The sequence below is a fragment of the Thioalkalivibrio sp. ALE9 genome, from assembly GCF_000377445.1.
Classification (GTDB): Bacteria; Pseudomonadota; Gammaproteobacteria; order Ectothiorhodospirales; family Ectothiorhodospiraceae; genus Thioalkalivibrio.
Map to the genome: position 1 here is coordinate 176,378 of NZ_KB898125.1, position 14,027 is coordinate 190,404.

Consider the following 14,027-nt stretch of genomic DNA (forward strand, 5'->3'; position numbering starts at 1 on the left):
CTGTTTGCGCCCGTGCACGGAGATGTCACGATAGCGCCATGCAGGAACATCCGATCCGCTGGTTCATCACTGCCCCGCAGGCCTGCCCCTATCTGGACGACCGCGAGATGCAGAGCCTCCTGGTCGACCCCGCGGTCAGCCTGGGCGGTGCCCGCTTCGGCCAGCTACTGGCCGAGGGCTTTCGCCGCAGCGGTCAGTTTGTCTACCGGCATCACTGCCCCGAATGCGCCGCCTGCGTGCCGGTACGCATTCCGGTCGCGAGCTTTCGCCCGAATCGCAGCCAGCGCCGTTGCCTGGACCGCAATCAGGATCTCGTGGTGGCGATCCGGCGCCCGCCGGAGCAGCCGGGCACCGGGCCCGCCGCCGATCTCGACGAGCACATGCCGTTGTTCTCGCGCTACCAGACCGCCCGCCACGCGGGCGGGGGCATGGAGCAGATGGGGCGCGAGGAATACACGGGGATGCTGGCCCACCATAACGGCCCGGTGGATCTGATCGAATTCCGCCAGGCCGGCACGCTGGTCGCGGTGGCCGTCACCGACCGCACCCCGCAGGGGCTGTCGGCGATGTACAGCTTCTTCGATCCGGATCAGCCGCGCCGCGGCCTGGGCACCCTCGCGATCCTGACCCAGGTGGCGCATGCGCACCGCCTCGGTCTGCCCCATGTCTACCTCGGCTACTGGATCGACCAGGCGCCGAAGATGGAATACAAGACCCGCTTCCAGCCGCTCGAAGGCCGCATGGACGGGGTCTGGAGGCGACTGCCCGCCTGACGGCGGCCAGCCCCCCGGTCCCTGCTTCGCAAGCGCGACCTAGCGGGCCGGCTTGCGGAAGCGGAAGATGCCCCAGGTCAGGTAGCCCGAGTTGCCGCCATCGACCCAGTGCTGCAGGCCCTGCTTCATGCGGTCGATGTAGTCCTGCGAGATGTAGTGCTTCAGCTCGTCCTCGCGGGACTCGAGCTCCTGCTTCACGCGGCCGTAGTGGGTCGCGATCTGGCTGGAATGCTCCTCGAAACCGACCTCTTCCAGACCCGCTGCCTTGGCCGCCTCACGGTAAAACTCGGGGCTAGCCAGCGAATCCAGATGGATGCGGGCGAGGATCGGGTCCAGCACGCCGTCCGGGCAGTCGTCGGTCTGCATCGGATCGGTGAAGATCAGCCAGCCACCCGGCTTCAGTACTCGAGCGGCCTCCTGAATCACCTTCTTCTTGTTTTCGTTCTCGCTATGCAGGAACGAGTCTTCGGACCAAACTACGTCATAGGACGCGTCCGGCTCGTCGACCTTCTCGAAGCTGCCGTCGACCACGGTGATCTTGTGGTCCAGGTGGCGCGCCTTGTTGATCTCGCGGTCGCGCTCGTTTTCCTTCTCGGACAGGTTCAGCGCGGTGACCTCGCAGCCGTAGTTCTCCACCAGATAGCGCGCGACACCGCCGTAACCGGCACCCATGTCGAGCACGCGCCATTCCGGCTGCGGCTCGCCGAGCAGGTCGGACATATGGGCGACCGTGCGCCGGCTGGCGTCGCCGATCGGCTCGTCCTTGTACTCGTACAGCCCGATATGGAGGTCTTCACCGCCCCACACCATCTTGTAGAAGGTGTCGGCGTCCTCGCTGTTGTAATAGTCGCGAGCCGTCTCGACGACGTCGGAGTAGTTCTCGCTCATCGTTCCTCGCCCTCGATATAACGCTTGTCGGCAACGTGGATGAAGAAGTCGGGATCGGTCTCGCGATAGGTCTCCTGGAAGTCCCCGTAGGTCTCGATCTTCTGGAAACCGACCTCGCGCATCAGGCGGCGCACATAGGCCTTGCGCAGCGGGAACATGTTCAGGAAGTACTCGGAGCCATCCGGGAAGCGATACTGGAAGCGGGCCAGGCCTTCGTCGACATGGGCCGGCTGCACCTGCACGTCGTCGCCGCAGTAGTAGTAGGTGTGCTTGGACGAGTAGCCGTGGTCCATGATGGTGTCGTAGTTGCGCTGGTCGAGGATCAGCACGCCATCATGGTTCAGGGCGGAGTAGAACTCGGCCAGGGCCTTGCGGCGGTCATGTTCGTTGAACAGGTGGGTGAACGAGTTGCCCAGACAGACCACGGCGTCGTAACGGCCGTAGATATCGCGGTTGAGCATGCGCCAGTCGGCCTGCACGGTGCGCAGGATGTGCCCGCGCTTGCGGCCGTTCTCGAAGGCCTTGACGAGCATCTCCGGGGCGCCGTCGGCGGTCACCACGTCAAAGCCCGCTTCGCGCAGCTGTACGGAGTGAAAACCGGTACCGGCGGCCACGTCCAGCACGCGCTTGGCGCCACGCTTCTTCAGTTCCTCGATAAAGAAGGTGCCTTCGCTCTTGGCGCGGTTGTCCCAGTCGATCAGGTCGTCCCACTTGTCGACGAAACCGGTGGTGTACTCGTTGAGGTAGTTCTCGGTATCGCGACGTTCGGTCGGCTTGTCACCGAAATCCTGATCATTCTTGATGTTCGCTGCCATGCTGGTTCCTCTTGGCTTTTGCTGCTGTCGTAAGCGTGAACGGACGGCCCGCGGCCGATCCGTCGGCACAACACCCCGCAAACGCAGAGAACCGCGACCCCCGCATGTCCCGGCGGTCTCGCCATTCGCCCGATCCGCCCAGGCCAGGCCTGGTGTTCGGGTAGCAATGCAACGGGCGCGTTGTTCGCAGCGCCCGCTACCGGCCTGGCCGGTTCATCCTGCACATCCGGAGGGCTCTTCATTACCCGGATGCCGAGCCGTGGTCTGGCGGGCCCATCCCGCCTGGCTCGGGGATCGTTTACGGCGCCTCGCGCTGCGTCTGAACGCGGGCGTTGTGTCCGAAATCGTTTTTATACCCTGAAGGTTTTGCGCAAAAATTACAAGTTGAGCCCCAGCCCTCCCGCTGTGCCGCGGCCGGGTCGAAGCCGCCTCCACGGGCGTCACGCGTTCGATATAATGGCGGTTTTTGCAGCGATCCCGAGGCCCCGCATGACCCCCAGCCGCCCCATCCAGCGCGCCCTTTTGTCGGTCTCCGAGAAGACCGGCGTCGTGGAGCTTGCCCGCGCCCTGCACGAGCGCGGCGTGGAGCTTCTGTCCACCGGCGGCACGGCCCGCCTGCTGGCCGAAAACAACCTTCCGGTGACCGAGGTTTCCGCGCACACGGGCTTCCCCGAGATCATGGATGGCCGGGTCAAGACCCTGCACCCGCGCATCCACGGGGGCCTGCTGGGGCGGCGCGACATCGACTCCGCGGTGATGGCCGAGCAGGACATCCCCCCGATCGACCTGCTGGTGGTGAACCTCTATCCCTTCGAGGCGACCGTGGCCCGACCCGGGTGCAGCCTGGAGGATGCCATCGAGAACATCGACATCGGCGGGCCCGCGATGCTGCGTGCGGCGGCCAAGAACTACCGTGACGTGGCGGTGGCCACCAGCCCCGACCAGTACGGCGAGATCGTTGCGGCCATCGGCGACCACGGGGAGGTCCCGCAGTCCCTGCGCTTCCGCCTGGCGGTCGCGGCCTTCGATCACGTCGCGCGCTACGACGCTGCGATCAGCAATTACCTGTCGGCCCTGGACGAGGACGGCGAGGCCGCGCCCTTCCCCGGGCAGCTGAACGCCACCTTCGAGCGCGTCGAGACCCTGCGCTACGGCGAGAATCCGCACCAGCGCGCCGCGTTCTACCGCGATCCGCAGCCCACACCCGGCACCCTGGCCAGTTACCGCCAGCACCAGGGCAAGTCGCTGTCCTACAACAACCTGGCGGACGCCGATGCCGCCTGGGAATGTGTGCGCCAGTTCGAGGCCGGGGCCTGCGTGATCGTCAAGCACGCCAACCCCTGCGGCGTGGCGGTCGCGCCGAGTCAGCTGATGGCCTACGAGCGCGCCTTTCAGACCGACCCGACCTCGGCCTTCGGCGGCATCATCGCCTTCAACCGCCCGCTGGACGGCGACACAGCGCATGCGATTGTCAGCCGCCAGTTCGTCGAGGTCGTGATCGCCCCCGAGATCACGCCGGGCGCGCTGCGCGCGCTGGCCACCAAGAAGAACGTCCGGGTACTGGAGATCCCGCCGGCGGGCGTTGGCCCGGGCCTGGACTACAAGCGCATCGGCGGCGGGCTGCTGGTCCAGGATGCGGACCGCGGCAGCCTGGCCGATGTGGAACTGAAGACCGTGACCGCGCGCGCGCCGTCGGAGCAGGAGATGAAGGACCTGTGCTTCGCCTGGCAGGTCGCCAAGTACGTCAAGTCCAACGCCATCGTCTATACCCGCGACCAGCAGACCATCGGGGTCGGGGCGGGCCAGATGAGCCGCGTGTACTCCGCGCGCATCGCCGGCATCAAGGCCGCGGACGAAGGCCTGCAGGTCGCCGGCTCGGTGATGGCCTCGGATGCCTTCTTCCCGTTCCGCGACGGCATCGACGCCGCAGCCGAGGCCGGTATCACCGCGGTGATCCAGCCGGGCGGCTCGATGCGTGATCAGGAGGTGATCGACGCCGCCAACGAGCACGACATCGCCATGCTGTTCACCGGCATGCGCCACTTCCGCCACTGAGGTCCCGATGAACGTACTGGTAATCGGCAACGGCGGGCGCGAGCATGCGCTGGCCTGGAAGCTGGCACAGTCGCCGCGCGTCGAGCGCGTCCTGGTGGCCCCCGGCAACGCGGGCACCGCGCGCGAGGCCAAGTGCGAGAACATCGACGTCGGCGTCACCGACATCGACGCGCTGCTGGCCCTGGCCGAACGCGAGGCCATCGCGTTTACCGTGGTCGGCCCCGAGGCACCCCTGGTCGCCGGCGTGGTGGATGCCTTCCGCACCGCCGGCCGGCGCTGCTTCGGCCCCACGGCAAAGGCCGCGCAGCTCGAGGGCTCCAAGAGCTTCGCCAAGGACTTCATGCACCGCCACCACATCCCGACAGCCGCCTACGGCAGCTTCGAGGACGAACAGGCCGCGCTGGAGTTCATCGCCACCCAAGGCGCGCCCATTGTGGTCAAGGCCGACGGCCTGGCCGCCGGCAAGGGCGTGATCCTCGCGCAGACCGAGGACGAGGCCCGCGCGGCGGTGCACGACATGCTGGCCGACAACGCCTTCGGGGAGGCCGGCAACCGCGTGGTCATCGAGGAATTCCTGACCGGTGAGGAGGCCAGCTTCATCTGCATGGTGGACGGCGAACACGTGCTGCCGCTGGCCTCCTCGCAGGACCACAAGGCGCGCGACAACGGCGACCAGGGCCCGAACACGGGCGGCATGGGGGCCTATTCACCCGCCCCGGTGGTGACCGATGCGCTGCATGCGCGCATCCTGCACGACGTCATCGAACCGACCGTGCAGGGCATGGCCGCCGACGGCGAACATTACACCGGCTTTCTGTATGCCGGCGTGATGATCGACGCTGCGGGCAACCCGAAGGTCTTGGAGTTCAACTGCCGCTTCGGCGACCCCGAGACCCAGCCGATCCTCAGCCGCCTGGAATCGGACCTCAGCGAACTGGTCGAGGCGGCGCTGGACGGGCGTCTGGACGCGGTCGAGGCCCGCTGGGATGCGCGCGTAGCGCTGGGCGTGGTCCTGGCCGCCGGGGGCTATCCGGGGGACTACCGCAAGGGCGACGTCATCAGCGGCCTGGAGGCCGTGGAGGCCGATCCCGACGCCCACGTGTTTCATGCCGGTACCGCCCGCGATGCCGAGGGTCGCATCGTGACCGCCGGCGGTCGCGTACTCTGCGTGGTCGGCCTCGGAGCCGACGTGAAGAGCGCGCAGAAAAAGGCCTACGCGGCCGTACACCAGATTCATTTCGACGATATATACTGCCGAACAGATATCGGCTATCGCGCCGTCGCCCGGGAAGGATAATTCCAGGCAGCGGCGCTTCTACCCCCTTTCTGGAGATCCGCCCGATGGCCGCCCCCGAAGTGACCCACCTGCCCAACCTTCCCAACGATGTGGAGGGTCTGCGGCAGTCGATCCGCGATGCCGTGGTCCGCGTGGTCGGCGAGGACCCGCGCCAGGCCACCGAACGCGACTGGATGGAGGCCCTGGCCTTCGCCATCCGCGAACGCATGGTGGAGCGCCGCCTGCTGACCCGCCGGCAGTTCGCCGACGAGGACGTCAAGCGCGTCTACTACCTGTCGCTGGAATACCTGATCGGGCGCATGCTCGAGGCCAACCTGCGCAACATGGGCATCCTCGAGCCGGCCCGCCAGGCCATGGCCGATCTCGGCGTCGACCTCGACACCATTCTGGACCTCGAAGACGACGCGGCCCTGGGCAATGGCGGGCTGGGGCGCCTGGCCGCCTGCATCCTGGAATCCCTGGCGACCCAGGGCTACCCCGGCTACGGCTACGGCATCCGCTACGAGTTCGGCATGTTCCGCCAGCAGTTCGAGCCCTACCATCAGGTGGAACACCCGGACAACTGGCTGCGCTACGGCAACCCCTGGGAGTTCCCGCGCTCGGACCGCAAGTATCCGATCCACTTCTACGGCTACGTGGTCGAGCACCATCACCCCGATGGCTCCACCCGCTACACTTGGGAGGACGGCGAGGAAGTCCTGGCCATGGCCTACGACTACCCCACCGCGGGCTATGGCCGGCGCAACGTGAACAACCTGCGCCTTTGGGCGGCCAAGGCCACCCGCGACTTCGACCTGCGCTATTTCAATGAAGGCGACTACATCCGCGCGGTCGCGGACAAGGCGGAGTCGGAGACCATCTCGATGGTCCTGTACCCCAACGACGCCACCGCGATCGGCAAGGAACTGCGCCTGAAACAGGAGTACTTCTTCGTCTCGGCCTCGCTGCAGGACATCATGGAGCGCCATCTGGCTCTGGACTACAGCCTCGACGCCCTGCCCGACAAGGTCGCGATCCAGCTGAACGATACCCACCCGGCGATCGCCGTCGCGGAGCTGATGCGCCTGCTGATGGACGAGCACGAGCTGCCCTGGGAACGCGCCTGGGAACTGACCCGGCGCACCTTCGCCTACACCAATCACACCCTGATGCCCGAGGCCCTGGAGACCTGGCCGGTGGAGCTGATGGAACGCGTACTGCCACGCCACATGGGGATCATCTACCAGATCAACCATGGCTTCCTGGAGGAGGTACGCCACCGCTATCCGGGCGACAACGACCGCCTGGCGCGGCTGTCCATCATCGACGAGGAACACGGCCGCCGGGTCCGCATGGCCCACCTCGCGGTGGTGGGTTCGCACCGCGTCAACGGCGTGGCGGCGCTGCACACCCAGTTGCTGCAGGAGACCCTGTTCGAGGACTTCTACAACCTGTGGCCGGAGCGCTTCGTGAATGTCACCAACGGGGTGACCCCGCGCCTGTGGATGATCCAGTCCAACCCCGCGCTCACCGAACTGCTGGGCCAGCGCATCGGCGACGACTGGCAGTACGACCTGGATCGCCTGCGCGCGCTGGAACCCTACGCCCACGACGCCGACCTGCAGAAGGCCTTCATGGACGTGAAGCGCGCGAACAAGCAGCGCCTGGCGGACCTGGTGCGCGAGCGCACCGGCGTGGAGCTGAACCCGGACGTCATGTTCGACGTGCAGATCAAGCGCATCCACGAGTACAAGCGCCAGCTGCTGAAACTCCTGCACGTGGTGGACCTGTACCGCCGCATCCGCGCCGGCGAGGACATCCCGCCGCGCGTGGTGCTGTTCGGCGGCAAGGCCGCGCCGGGTTATGCCCGGGCCAAGGGCATCATCCAGGTGATCAACGAGGTCGCCGACATCGTCAACCATGACCCGGCCATCGGCGACCGCCTGAAGTGCGTGTTCTTCCCCAACTACGAGGTCAGTTCGGCGAGCATCATCATCCCGGCGGCGGATGTCTCCGAGCAGATCTCCACCGCCGGCTTCGAGGCCTCCGGGACCGGCAACATGAAGCTGGCGCTCAACGGCGCCCTGACCATCGGCACCCTGGACGGTGCCAACATCGAGATCCGGGACGCGGTGGGCGAGGACTCCATCTTCATCTTCGGCATGACCGCCGACGAGGTCGTCGAGCACCGCCGCCACGGCCCGCCCCCGGAGGCCATACTGGCCGGCCAGCCGGGCCTCGCCGCCGCAGTCGAGATGATCGAGTCCGGGTTCTTCACCTGCAACGACCCGGGCACCCACGCCGACCTCGGTCGCTACCTGCGCCAGGAAGATCCCTTCTTCGTGATCGCCGACTATGCGGCCTACGCCGAGGCCTGCGCGCGGGCGGACACCCTGTACGCCGACCGCGCCGCCTGGGCCGAGGCCGCCATCCTGAATGTCGCACGCATGGGGTATTTCTCGATCGACCGCACGGTGCGCGACTACGCCCGCGAGATCTGGGACATCACGCCGGAGCCGGTCGCCCCGTCGCGCACCAACGGCGCCGCCTGACGCGGCGGCGCGCGCTTAGAGTTTCCCTCAGGCCTCCGGCAATCCCAGGCGGCGCAGCCAGCCGTCGGGGTTGCCGGCGCACACCAGAAACTCGGGGTTCAACAGGCTCTCGCGCGTGTTGTAGCGAAGCTCCTGGCCCTGGAGGTCGGTCACCCGGCCGCCGGCCGCCCGCACCACCGCATGGGCCGCCGCGGTATCCCATTCGCTGGTGGGCCCCAGGCGCGGATAGATATCGGCGGCGCCCTCGGCCACCAGGCACAGCTTCATCGAGCTGCCCATGCTGACCAGCTCGTGCGGGCCCAGCCGGTCCAGCGCGAGCTTCAGGCGTTCCGCCCCGTGTGAACGGCTGCCCGCCACCACGGGATGATCCGTGCCGATGCGCTCGCTGGCGACCGCAATCGTGCGCGGGGCCTGGTCTTCGTCCCGCCGGATCGCCACCCCGTCGCGGTGCCCGGCATACAGCCGCTTGAGCACCGGACACCAGACCACGCCCAGGACCGGCTCGTGGTTGTGAATCAGCGCCACGTTCACGGTGAACTCGCCATTGCGCTTCACGAACTCGCGGGTCCCGTCGAGGGGATCGATCAACCAGTAGGTCGGCCACTGCCGACGCCGCGCGAAGGGCACGTCCTGCCCCTCCTCGGACAACACCGGCCAGTCCGGGTCGATATCCGACAGCCCGCCGACCAGGATACGGTGGGCGGCCAGATCCGCCTCGGTCAGCGGCGAGTGGTCGGCCTTCTCGGTGACCGCGAAACGGGTCTCGTAGAGCTCGAGAATGGCGTGGCCGGCCGCGTCGGCCAGGCTCGAAACCTCGTGCATCAGGGCAGTCAGGGCCGCATCCTTCGGCGGAGCATGCATGGGGAACTCCCGTTTTCCCGGAACATTCCCCCTAGCTTGGCAGGGTTGCGGCCCCGGGGGAACACCGGCGCGCGCCAGGAGGCCTCTATCCGTCGAGGTAGTCGCGCACCATGTACAGGGCGGCAATGGAACGCGCCTCGGTCAGGTCCTCGCGTGCAACCAGCTCCGTCAGGCGGTCCAGCGACCAGGGCACCACCTCGATCGCCTCCGGCTCGTCGCCCTCCGCGGTCTCGGGGTAGAGATCCTCGGCCAGCACCAGATGCGTCTGGTGGGCCATGTAGCCGGGCGCCACGGTCAGCGCGCCCAGGTGGGTCAGGCGGTGTCCGGCATGCCCCACCTCCTCCATGATCTCCCGGTTGGCGGCGGCCAGGATGTCCTCGCCCGCCTCCATCCGTCCCTTGGGCAGACCCAGCTCGTAGCGGTGGGTGCCCGCGGCGTATTCGCGGATCAGGAGGATTGTCCGGTCGGCCTGCACCGGGGCGATGATCACCGCACCATGGCCGCGGCTGACCAGGCGCTCAAAGCAGGTGCGCGCGCCATTGCTGAACTCGAGGTCCAGCTCTTCCACCTCGAACAGGCGACTGCTGGCGACCGTGCGTCGCCCCTGGACATCCGGCTTGTCTCGGCTCATGCGCCCTCCCGGGCGGTCAGTGGCTGTTGCGCAGACGCACCAGGGTCCGCAGTTCGCCCTCGAACAGGGTGTCGAACATGAACCCGTGATCGGAGGTCACCACCTCGAACCCGTCCTGCTCGGCCGGCTCGGTCTCCGCCAGGCGTAGATCCAGATCACCCCAGCTCACGGCCATGGTGACGCGCATCGGGAAATAGCCGTCGAGGAAGCGGCGAACGAACGGGCCGTTCTCCAGGCGATAGACGCCGTCCCCCTCGTGCTCGACGATCTTCATGCGCGCGGTCACACAGACCTCGGCGTCCTTCTCCACCCCGCGCAGATCCACACGATCGCCCTCGGCGCGCGCGGATTCGATGTTGCGGGTGGACTCGACCTGGAGTTCGTCGATGGTCGCCTCATTGTACACAATGACCATGCGCCGAATGGCCGCCACATCGTTGTGGCACTGGCGCAGATCGGCCCATCCGTCCTCCAGGGAGGAGGCCGTGATGCGGATCTGATTCTGGTGGTGATGCGGCGTCCGGTCCGGCTCCTCCAGCAGGAACGTCAGCTCCGGACTGGTCGTCTGGGTCTGGTCCGGGGAGACCGTCTCGCCCCACAGGGCATCATCCTCAAGCGGATCGTAGTCCGGATCATCCGGGTCCATCGCCAGGGTGGGGCCCGGCAGGGCCAGAAGCGCGGCAAGAAGGGGCGCGGGCAGAAACCGCACCTGGGGTACCATGAGAGCCATAACCAATCCCCTCGATCATGTGGCCGTCTGCTGTGGACCCGCAAAACCCCGAAAAAAATCCGCACGCCCCCGCGCTCGCCGTGGACTGGAGTCGCATCGACACCGTGCTGTTCGACATGGACGGCACGCTGCTCGACCTGCACTTCGACAACCGCTTCTGGCGCGAGCTGATCCCGCGGGAGTACATCCGCTGCCAGCCGGACGACCCGGAATGCGCACGCCGCCGCCTGGAGGACGAGATGCAGCGGGTGCGCGGCAAGCTGGAATGGTACTGCGTGGATCACTGGACGCGCTTCACCGGGCTGGACATCCTGGGCCTGAAACGCGAACTGGCCCATCATATCGCCCTGAAACCGCATGCCAATGCGTTGCTGGCCGCCCTTGAACGTGCCGGCCGGCGGCGGGTGCTGGTGACCAATGCCCATCCGCAGGTCTACGCCTTCAAGCACCAGCTCACCCGCATCGGCGACCATCTGGACACCATCGTCTCCGCCCACGATCTGGATTGCGCGAAGGAAGAGGCCGCGTTCTGGGAGCGCCTGCAGCGGGTCGCCCCCCATGACCCGGAGCGCACCCTGCTGGTGGACGACAACCTGCTGGCGCTGGCGAGCGCCGCCGGGGCGGGTATCGCAGAGCTGCGCGGCATGCGATACCCGGACGAGCGCGGCGAGCCCATGCACTCGGAGGACTTCGTGCTGCTGGAGTCGCTCGCGGATCTGATGTCCGGCCTGCCCGCCACGAGAGACAGGGCCGGCGATTCGGCGGCTACTTGACCGGGGTCGGCAGGTTGCGGATCAGGTCCAGGCGGATCTGCACCGGCCGGCCTTCGCACTCGCCATCCAGCCAATGATAACCATCCGCCTCGCGCACTTCGCGGGGCGTTACCTTGCCCCACCAGGCTTGACTGGAACCGGGCTCGGCCCAGTTCAGTTGCAGGGTTTCGCCGGTGAGGATGGCGATCTCCAGACGCTCGGAGACATGGCGGGGAATGGCGGCATCGGTCATCGGGGTGCTTCGCGGTAGTCGGTCGGGTCGGGGATGCCGGCCGCGGCGAACGCGGCGCGCCGGGCCTGGCACTGCGGGCAGCGCCCGCAGTGGCGCGATTGTGCCAGAAGGCAGCTCCAGGTGCGGCGCCAGTCGATCCCCAGCGGATCCGTCGTGGCGATGATCTCCGCCTTCGACTGCTCGATCAGCGGCGCCTCGACCTGCAGGCGCGGGATCAGGGTCCCGGCCAGCGCCGAGACCTGCTCCACGAACCCGGGCTGCGAACCCGGCCCATGCCCCTGATCCTCGCGGTTCAGGGCCAAAAGGATACGCCCGGCACCGTGGTGTTCGGCCAGGTTGACCGCCAGCGCCAGCACCAGCAGATTGCGCTGGGGCAACGGCACATGGCCGACCCAGTCGTTGCGCCGGGTGAAGGCCGCGCGCAGGGACTGCAGGTCCAGCGCGACGGGCGTCGCGCCGTAGACCCCGGCCAGATGCTCCACCGCCGCCCATTCGCGGGCCGCATTGCGCTGGCCATAGTCGACCCAGACGGCGCGCAGCACCTTGCCGGCTGCATGGCACTGCGCCAGCAGGGCGCTGCTCTCGATGCCGCCGGAGAGCAGGAGGAGATCGGGGGATTCAGGCCGAACGGATTCCATTCGGGCACCATACCGCACAGCGCGAGTAGACGGAGACCACGCGGTGATTGAACAACTACGCAGCCACTGGCAGCGCCTGCTGGGCGCCGAACGCAGCGATCGCGCCGAGGGCGATCCCGAACAGCGCCTGCAGCGCGCCGCCGCGGCCCTGATCATGGAGGTCTGCCGCGCCGACTTCGAGCTGCACGCGGAGGAGCTCGAATCGGTACGCGCCAGCCTGATCGAACTGTTCCGGCTCGACGGCGACACCGCCGACGCGCTGCTGGAGATCGCACAGGAGGAGAGCGACGCGCTGATCTCCATCCACCCGATGGTGCGCGAGGTCAATGCGGCCTTCAATGCCGAGCAGAAGGCCGACATCCTGCGCGCCCTGTGGCGCGCCGCCTGGGCCAACCGCGACCTGCACAAGCGTCAGGAGGCGGTCATCCGGCACCTCGCGGACCTGCTCTACGTGCCGCACGCCACCTTCATCCGGACCAAGCACGAGGTGCTGGGCGATGCGGCCGATCCGGACTGACCGGGGCACGCACTGATGGGTGACCCGGGTACCCTGCTGGCCGCGCTGGCGGTGGGCATCCTCGGCGGCGTGCACTGCCTGGGGATGTGCGGCGGCATCGTCGGCGCAATCTCCATGGGCCACGGTCGCCGCGGGCCGGGGCTGGACCTGCTGCTGGCCTACAACCTCGGGCGCATGGCGAGCTATGTCGTTGCCGGGGCCCTGGCCGGGTGGCTGGGGGCCAGTCTGCTGGGCGGCCTGCCGGCCGGTCAGGCGATCCTGCAGGGCTTCGCCGCGGTCTTCCTGATCCTGCTCGGGTTCTATCTCGCCGGCTGGTGGCCGATCCTCGCGCGCCTCGAACAGGCCGGCGGGGTGCTGTGGCGGCGCATCGAACCGCTGGGGCGGCGCTTCCTGCCAGTGCGCCACGCCGGGCAGGCCCTGGTGGTCGGCGGGCTGTGGGGCTGGCTGCCCTGCGGGCTGGTGTACAGCGTGCTGGCCTGGTCACTGGGTGCCGGCGGGGCCCTGGAGGGCGCCGCGCTGATGGGTGCCTTTGCCCTGGGCACGCTGCCCAATCTGCTGCTGATGGGGGTGTTCGCCGCACGCCTGGCGGCCTTCGTGCGCCGCCCCTGGGTCCGCCGGATCGCCGGCGGCGGGGTCGCGCTGTATGGGGTCTGGATGCTGCTGAGTGTGGCGATGTGATCCCCCGCCCGGGCGGGCGGGGGATCATTCGGAAGGCCCCGGGCGGGGCTCAGTCCACGAAAAAGTCGCGCGAGAAGCGCACCGGCAGCACGCGTTCGCTGCCCGCCGGGGCGACATCGATCGCGAAGTCGAGGGTCTCGCCGCTGCGAACCGTCACCTCCGACAGGAAGTAGATGGCATCACCATCCTGGATCTCGCGGAAACGCAGGTTGCGCATCTGGTCGTTCATGTTGGTGGCCGACCCGGTGACCTCGGCGGAGACCGCCTGCAGACCGTTCTCGCCCCGCTCCATCACGCTGACGTTGACCATCGCCCGGTTGGAACTGCGCCGCACGTCATAAGCCCGCGCGACCTCCGGCGACAGGAAGGTGGTGTTGATCACGTTGTAGTGGACAACGTACTTGTCGAATTCCGCCTCGTTGGCGGATGCGATCGAGCTGCCGAGAGCGACCGCCGCCAAAGCGACGAGAAAGCCGGTGAAGACCCGATGCACTCTTGCCATGGCTGACTCCTTTGCCTGATGGGGAAAGCGGGGCCCTGCGGAGACAGGCTCTCAGGTACCCCTGTCTTCGAGTCTAGCCGCTTTTGCTGCGATTGAAACCGGGGGT

Annotated in this window: 15 protein-coding genes; 7 read left to right on the forward strand and 8 right to left on the reverse strand. The window is 67.7% G+C overall.

Going from position 1 to position 14,027, the window contains the following annotated elements; genetic code table 11:
• The first annotated feature begins 38 nt into the window (after positions 1–38).
• Entirely contained in the window at positions 39–773 is a 735-nt protein-coding gene (locus D106_RS0107740) for an arginyltransferase (RefSeq protein ID WP_018879719.1), read from the forward strand.
• 39 nt (positions 774–812) lie between these two features.
• On the opposite strand, the gene D106_RS0107745 is transcribed toward D106_RS0107740, so the two are convergent.
• Together D106_RS0107745 and D106_RS0107750 are read right to left on the reverse strand one after the other, a co-directional pair.
• Positions 813–1,661, reverse strand: a complete 849-nt coding sequence (locus tag D106_RS0107745; RefSeq protein ID WP_018876893.1) for a methyltransferase domain-containing protein — start codon at positions 1,659–1,661, stop codon at positions 813–815.
• Positions 1,658–2,476, reverse strand: coding sequence for a class I SAM-dependent methyltransferase (locus D106_RS0107750; RefSeq protein WP_018866715.1), 819 nt, complete (start codon positions 2,474–2,476; stop codon positions 1,658–1,660). The genes D106_RS0107745 and D106_RS0107750 overlap by 4 nt, the downstream gene beginning before the upstream one ends.
• Before the next feature lie 489 nt (positions 2,477–2,965).
• On the opposite strand from D106_RS0107750, the gene purH reads away from it, so the two are divergent.
• Genes purH through D106_RS0107765 form a run of 3 tightly spaced genes read left to right on the forward strand, consistent with a single transcriptional unit; the run spans position 2,966 to position 8,359 of the window.
• Positions 2,966–4,531 carry a bifunctional phosphoribosylaminoimidazolecarboxamide formyltransferase/IMP cyclohydrolase gene (gene purH, locus D106_RS0107755; protein WP_018878484.1) on the forward strand — a complete coding sequence of 522 codons (1,566 nt, stop codon included), beginning with the start codon at positions 2,966–2,968 and terminating at the stop codon, positions 4,529–4,531.
• A 7-nt stretch (positions 4,532–4,538) separates the two neighbouring features.
• Positions 4,539–5,828, forward strand: coding sequence for a phosphoribosylamine--glycine ligase (gene purD / locus D106_RS0107760; protein WP_018879720.1), 1,290 nt, complete (start codon positions 4,539–4,541; stop codon positions 5,826–5,828).
• A gap of 44 nt (positions 5,829–5,872) precedes the next feature.
• Entirely contained in the window at positions 5,873–8,359 is a 2,487-nt protein-coding gene (locus D106_RS0107765; protein WP_018879721.1) for a glycogen/starch/alpha-glucan phosphorylase, read from the forward strand.
• A 27-nt stretch (positions 8,360–8,386) separates the two neighbouring features.
• Here the strand turns inward: D106_RS0107765 and cysQ are convergent, their stop codons facing one another.
• The 3 genes from cysQ to D106_RS0107780 form a co-directional block, all read right to left on the reverse strand.
• The gene (gene cysQ, locus D106_RS0107770; protein WP_018878486.1) at positions 8,387–9,220 is read right to left on the reverse strand and encodes a 3'(2'),5'-bisphosphate nucleotidase CysQ; all 834 of its coding nucleotides are present in this window, start codon (positions 9,218–9,220) and stop codon (positions 8,387–8,389) included.
• 85 nt (positions 9,221–9,305) lie between these two features.
• Positions 9,306–9,851, reverse strand: a complete 546-nt coding sequence (gene nudE, locus D106_RS0107775) for an ADP compounds hydrolase NudE (RefSeq protein ID WP_018879722.1) — start codon at positions 9,849–9,851, stop codon at positions 9,306–9,308.
• 16 nt (positions 9,852–9,867) lie between these two features.
• The gene (locus D106_RS0107780) at positions 9,868–10,581 is read right to left on the reverse strand and encodes an alpha/beta hydrolase (RefSeq protein ID WP_081601992.1); all 714 of its coding nucleotides are present in this window, start codon (positions 10,579–10,581) and stop codon (positions 9,868–9,870) included.
• A gap of 80 nt (positions 10,582–10,661) precedes the next feature.
• On the opposite strand from D106_RS0107780, the gene D106_RS0107785 reads away from it, so the two are divergent.
• On the forward strand, positions 10,662–11,354 hold the full coding sequence (locus tag D106_RS0107785) for an HAD family hydrolase (RefSeq protein WP_018879723.1): 693 nt from the start codon (positions 10,662–10,664) through the stop codon (positions 11,352–11,354).
• Here D106_RS0107785 and D106_RS0107790 read toward each other — a convergent pair.
• Positions 11,347–11,586, reverse strand: a complete 240-nt coding sequence (locus D106_RS0107790; protein WP_018876886.1) for a hypothetical protein — start codon at positions 11,584–11,586, stop codon at positions 11,347–11,349. The two genes, D106_RS0107785 and D106_RS0107790, sit on opposite strands and share 8 nt — an antisense overlap.
• A complete protein-coding gene (locus D106_RS0107795; RefSeq protein WP_018879724.1) occupies positions 11,583–12,224 on the reverse strand; it encodes a 7-cyano-7-deazaguanine synthase in 642 nt (213 codons plus the stop codon). The genes D106_RS0107790 and D106_RS0107795 overlap by 4 nt, the downstream gene beginning before the upstream one ends.
• Positions 12,225–12,267: 43 nt before the next feature.
• Between D106_RS0107795 and D106_RS0107800 the strand changes: the two genes are divergently transcribed.
• Both D106_RS0107800 and D106_RS0107805 read left to right on the forward strand, forming a co-directional pair.
• The gene (locus D106_RS0107800; RefSeq protein WP_018879725.1) at positions 12,268–12,741 is read left to right on the forward strand and encodes a TerB family tellurite resistance protein; all 474 of its coding nucleotides are present in this window, start codon (positions 12,268–12,270) and stop codon (positions 12,739–12,741) included.
• Between the two features lie 15 nt (positions 12,742–12,756).
• A complete protein-coding gene (locus tag D106_RS0107805; RefSeq protein WP_018866705.1) occupies positions 12,757–13,419 on the forward strand; it encodes a sulfite exporter TauE/SafE family protein in 663 nt (220 codons plus the stop codon).
• A gap of 49 nt (positions 13,420–13,468) precedes the next feature.
• Here D106_RS0107805 and D106_RS0107810 read toward each other — a convergent pair whose 3' ends face one another.
• Positions 13,469–13,921: a DUF4426 domain-containing protein gene (locus tag D106_RS0107810; protein ID WP_026280623.1), complete on the reverse strand. Its 453-nt coding sequence runs from the start codon at positions 13,919–13,921 to the stop codon at positions 13,469–13,471.
• Positions 13,922–14,027: the final 106 nt, after the last annotated feature.

What these genes read in the sequence shown, in the direction of transcription:
- D106_RS0107740 (WP_018879719.1), top strand. Translation starts at nt 39, where the DNA reads ATGCAGGAACATCCGATCCGCTGGTTCATCACTGCCCCGCAGGCCTGC.
- D106_RS0107745 (WP_018876893.1), bottom strand. Translation starts at nt 1,661, where the DNA reads ATGAGCGAGAACTACTCCGACGTCGTCGAGACGGCTCGCGACTATTAC.
- D106_RS0107750 (WP_018866715.1), bottom strand. Translation starts at nt 2,476, where the DNA reads ATGGCAGCGAACATCAAGAATGATCAGGATTTCGGTGACAAGCCGACC.
- purH (WP_018878484.1), top strand. Translation starts at nt 2,966, where the DNA reads ATGACCCCCAGCCGCCCCATCCAGCGCGCCCTTTTGTCGGTCTCCGAG.
- purD (WP_018879720.1), top strand. Translation starts at nt 4,539, where the DNA reads ATGAACGTACTGGTAATCGGCAACGGCGGGCGCGAGCATGCGCTGGCC.
- D106_RS0107765 (WP_018879721.1), top strand. Translation starts at nt 5,873, where the DNA reads ATGGCCGCCCCCGAAGTGACCCACCTGCCCAACCTTCCCAACGATGTG.
- cysQ (WP_018878486.1), bottom strand. Translation starts at nt 9,220, where the DNA reads ATGCATGCTCCGCCGAAGGATGCGGCCCTGACTGCCCTGATGCACGAG.
- nudE (WP_018879722.1), bottom strand. Translation starts at nt 9,851, where the DNA reads ATGAGCCGAGACAAGCCGGATGTCCAGGGGCGACGCACGGTCGCCAGC.
- D106_RS0107780 (WP_081601992.1), bottom strand. Translation starts at nt 10,581, where the DNA reads ATGGCTCTCATGGTACCCCAGGTGCGGTTTCTGCCCGCGCCCCTTCTT.
- D106_RS0107790 (WP_018876886.1), bottom strand. Translation starts at nt 11,586, where the DNA reads ATGACCGATGCCGCCATTCCCCGCCATGTCTCCGAGCGTCTGGAGATC.
- D106_RS0107795 (WP_018879724.1), bottom strand. Translation starts at nt 12,224, where the DNA reads ATGGAATCCGTTCGGCCTGAATCCCCCGATCTCCTCCTGCTCTCCGGC.
- D106_RS0107805 (WP_018866705.1), top strand. Translation starts at nt 12,757, where the DNA reads ATGGGTGACCCGGGTACCCTGCTGGCCGCGCTGGCGGTGGGCATCCTC.
- D106_RS0107810 (WP_026280623.1), bottom strand. Translation starts at nt 13,921, where the DNA reads ATGGCAAGAGTGCATCGGGTCTTCACCGGCTTTCTCGTCGCTTTGGCG.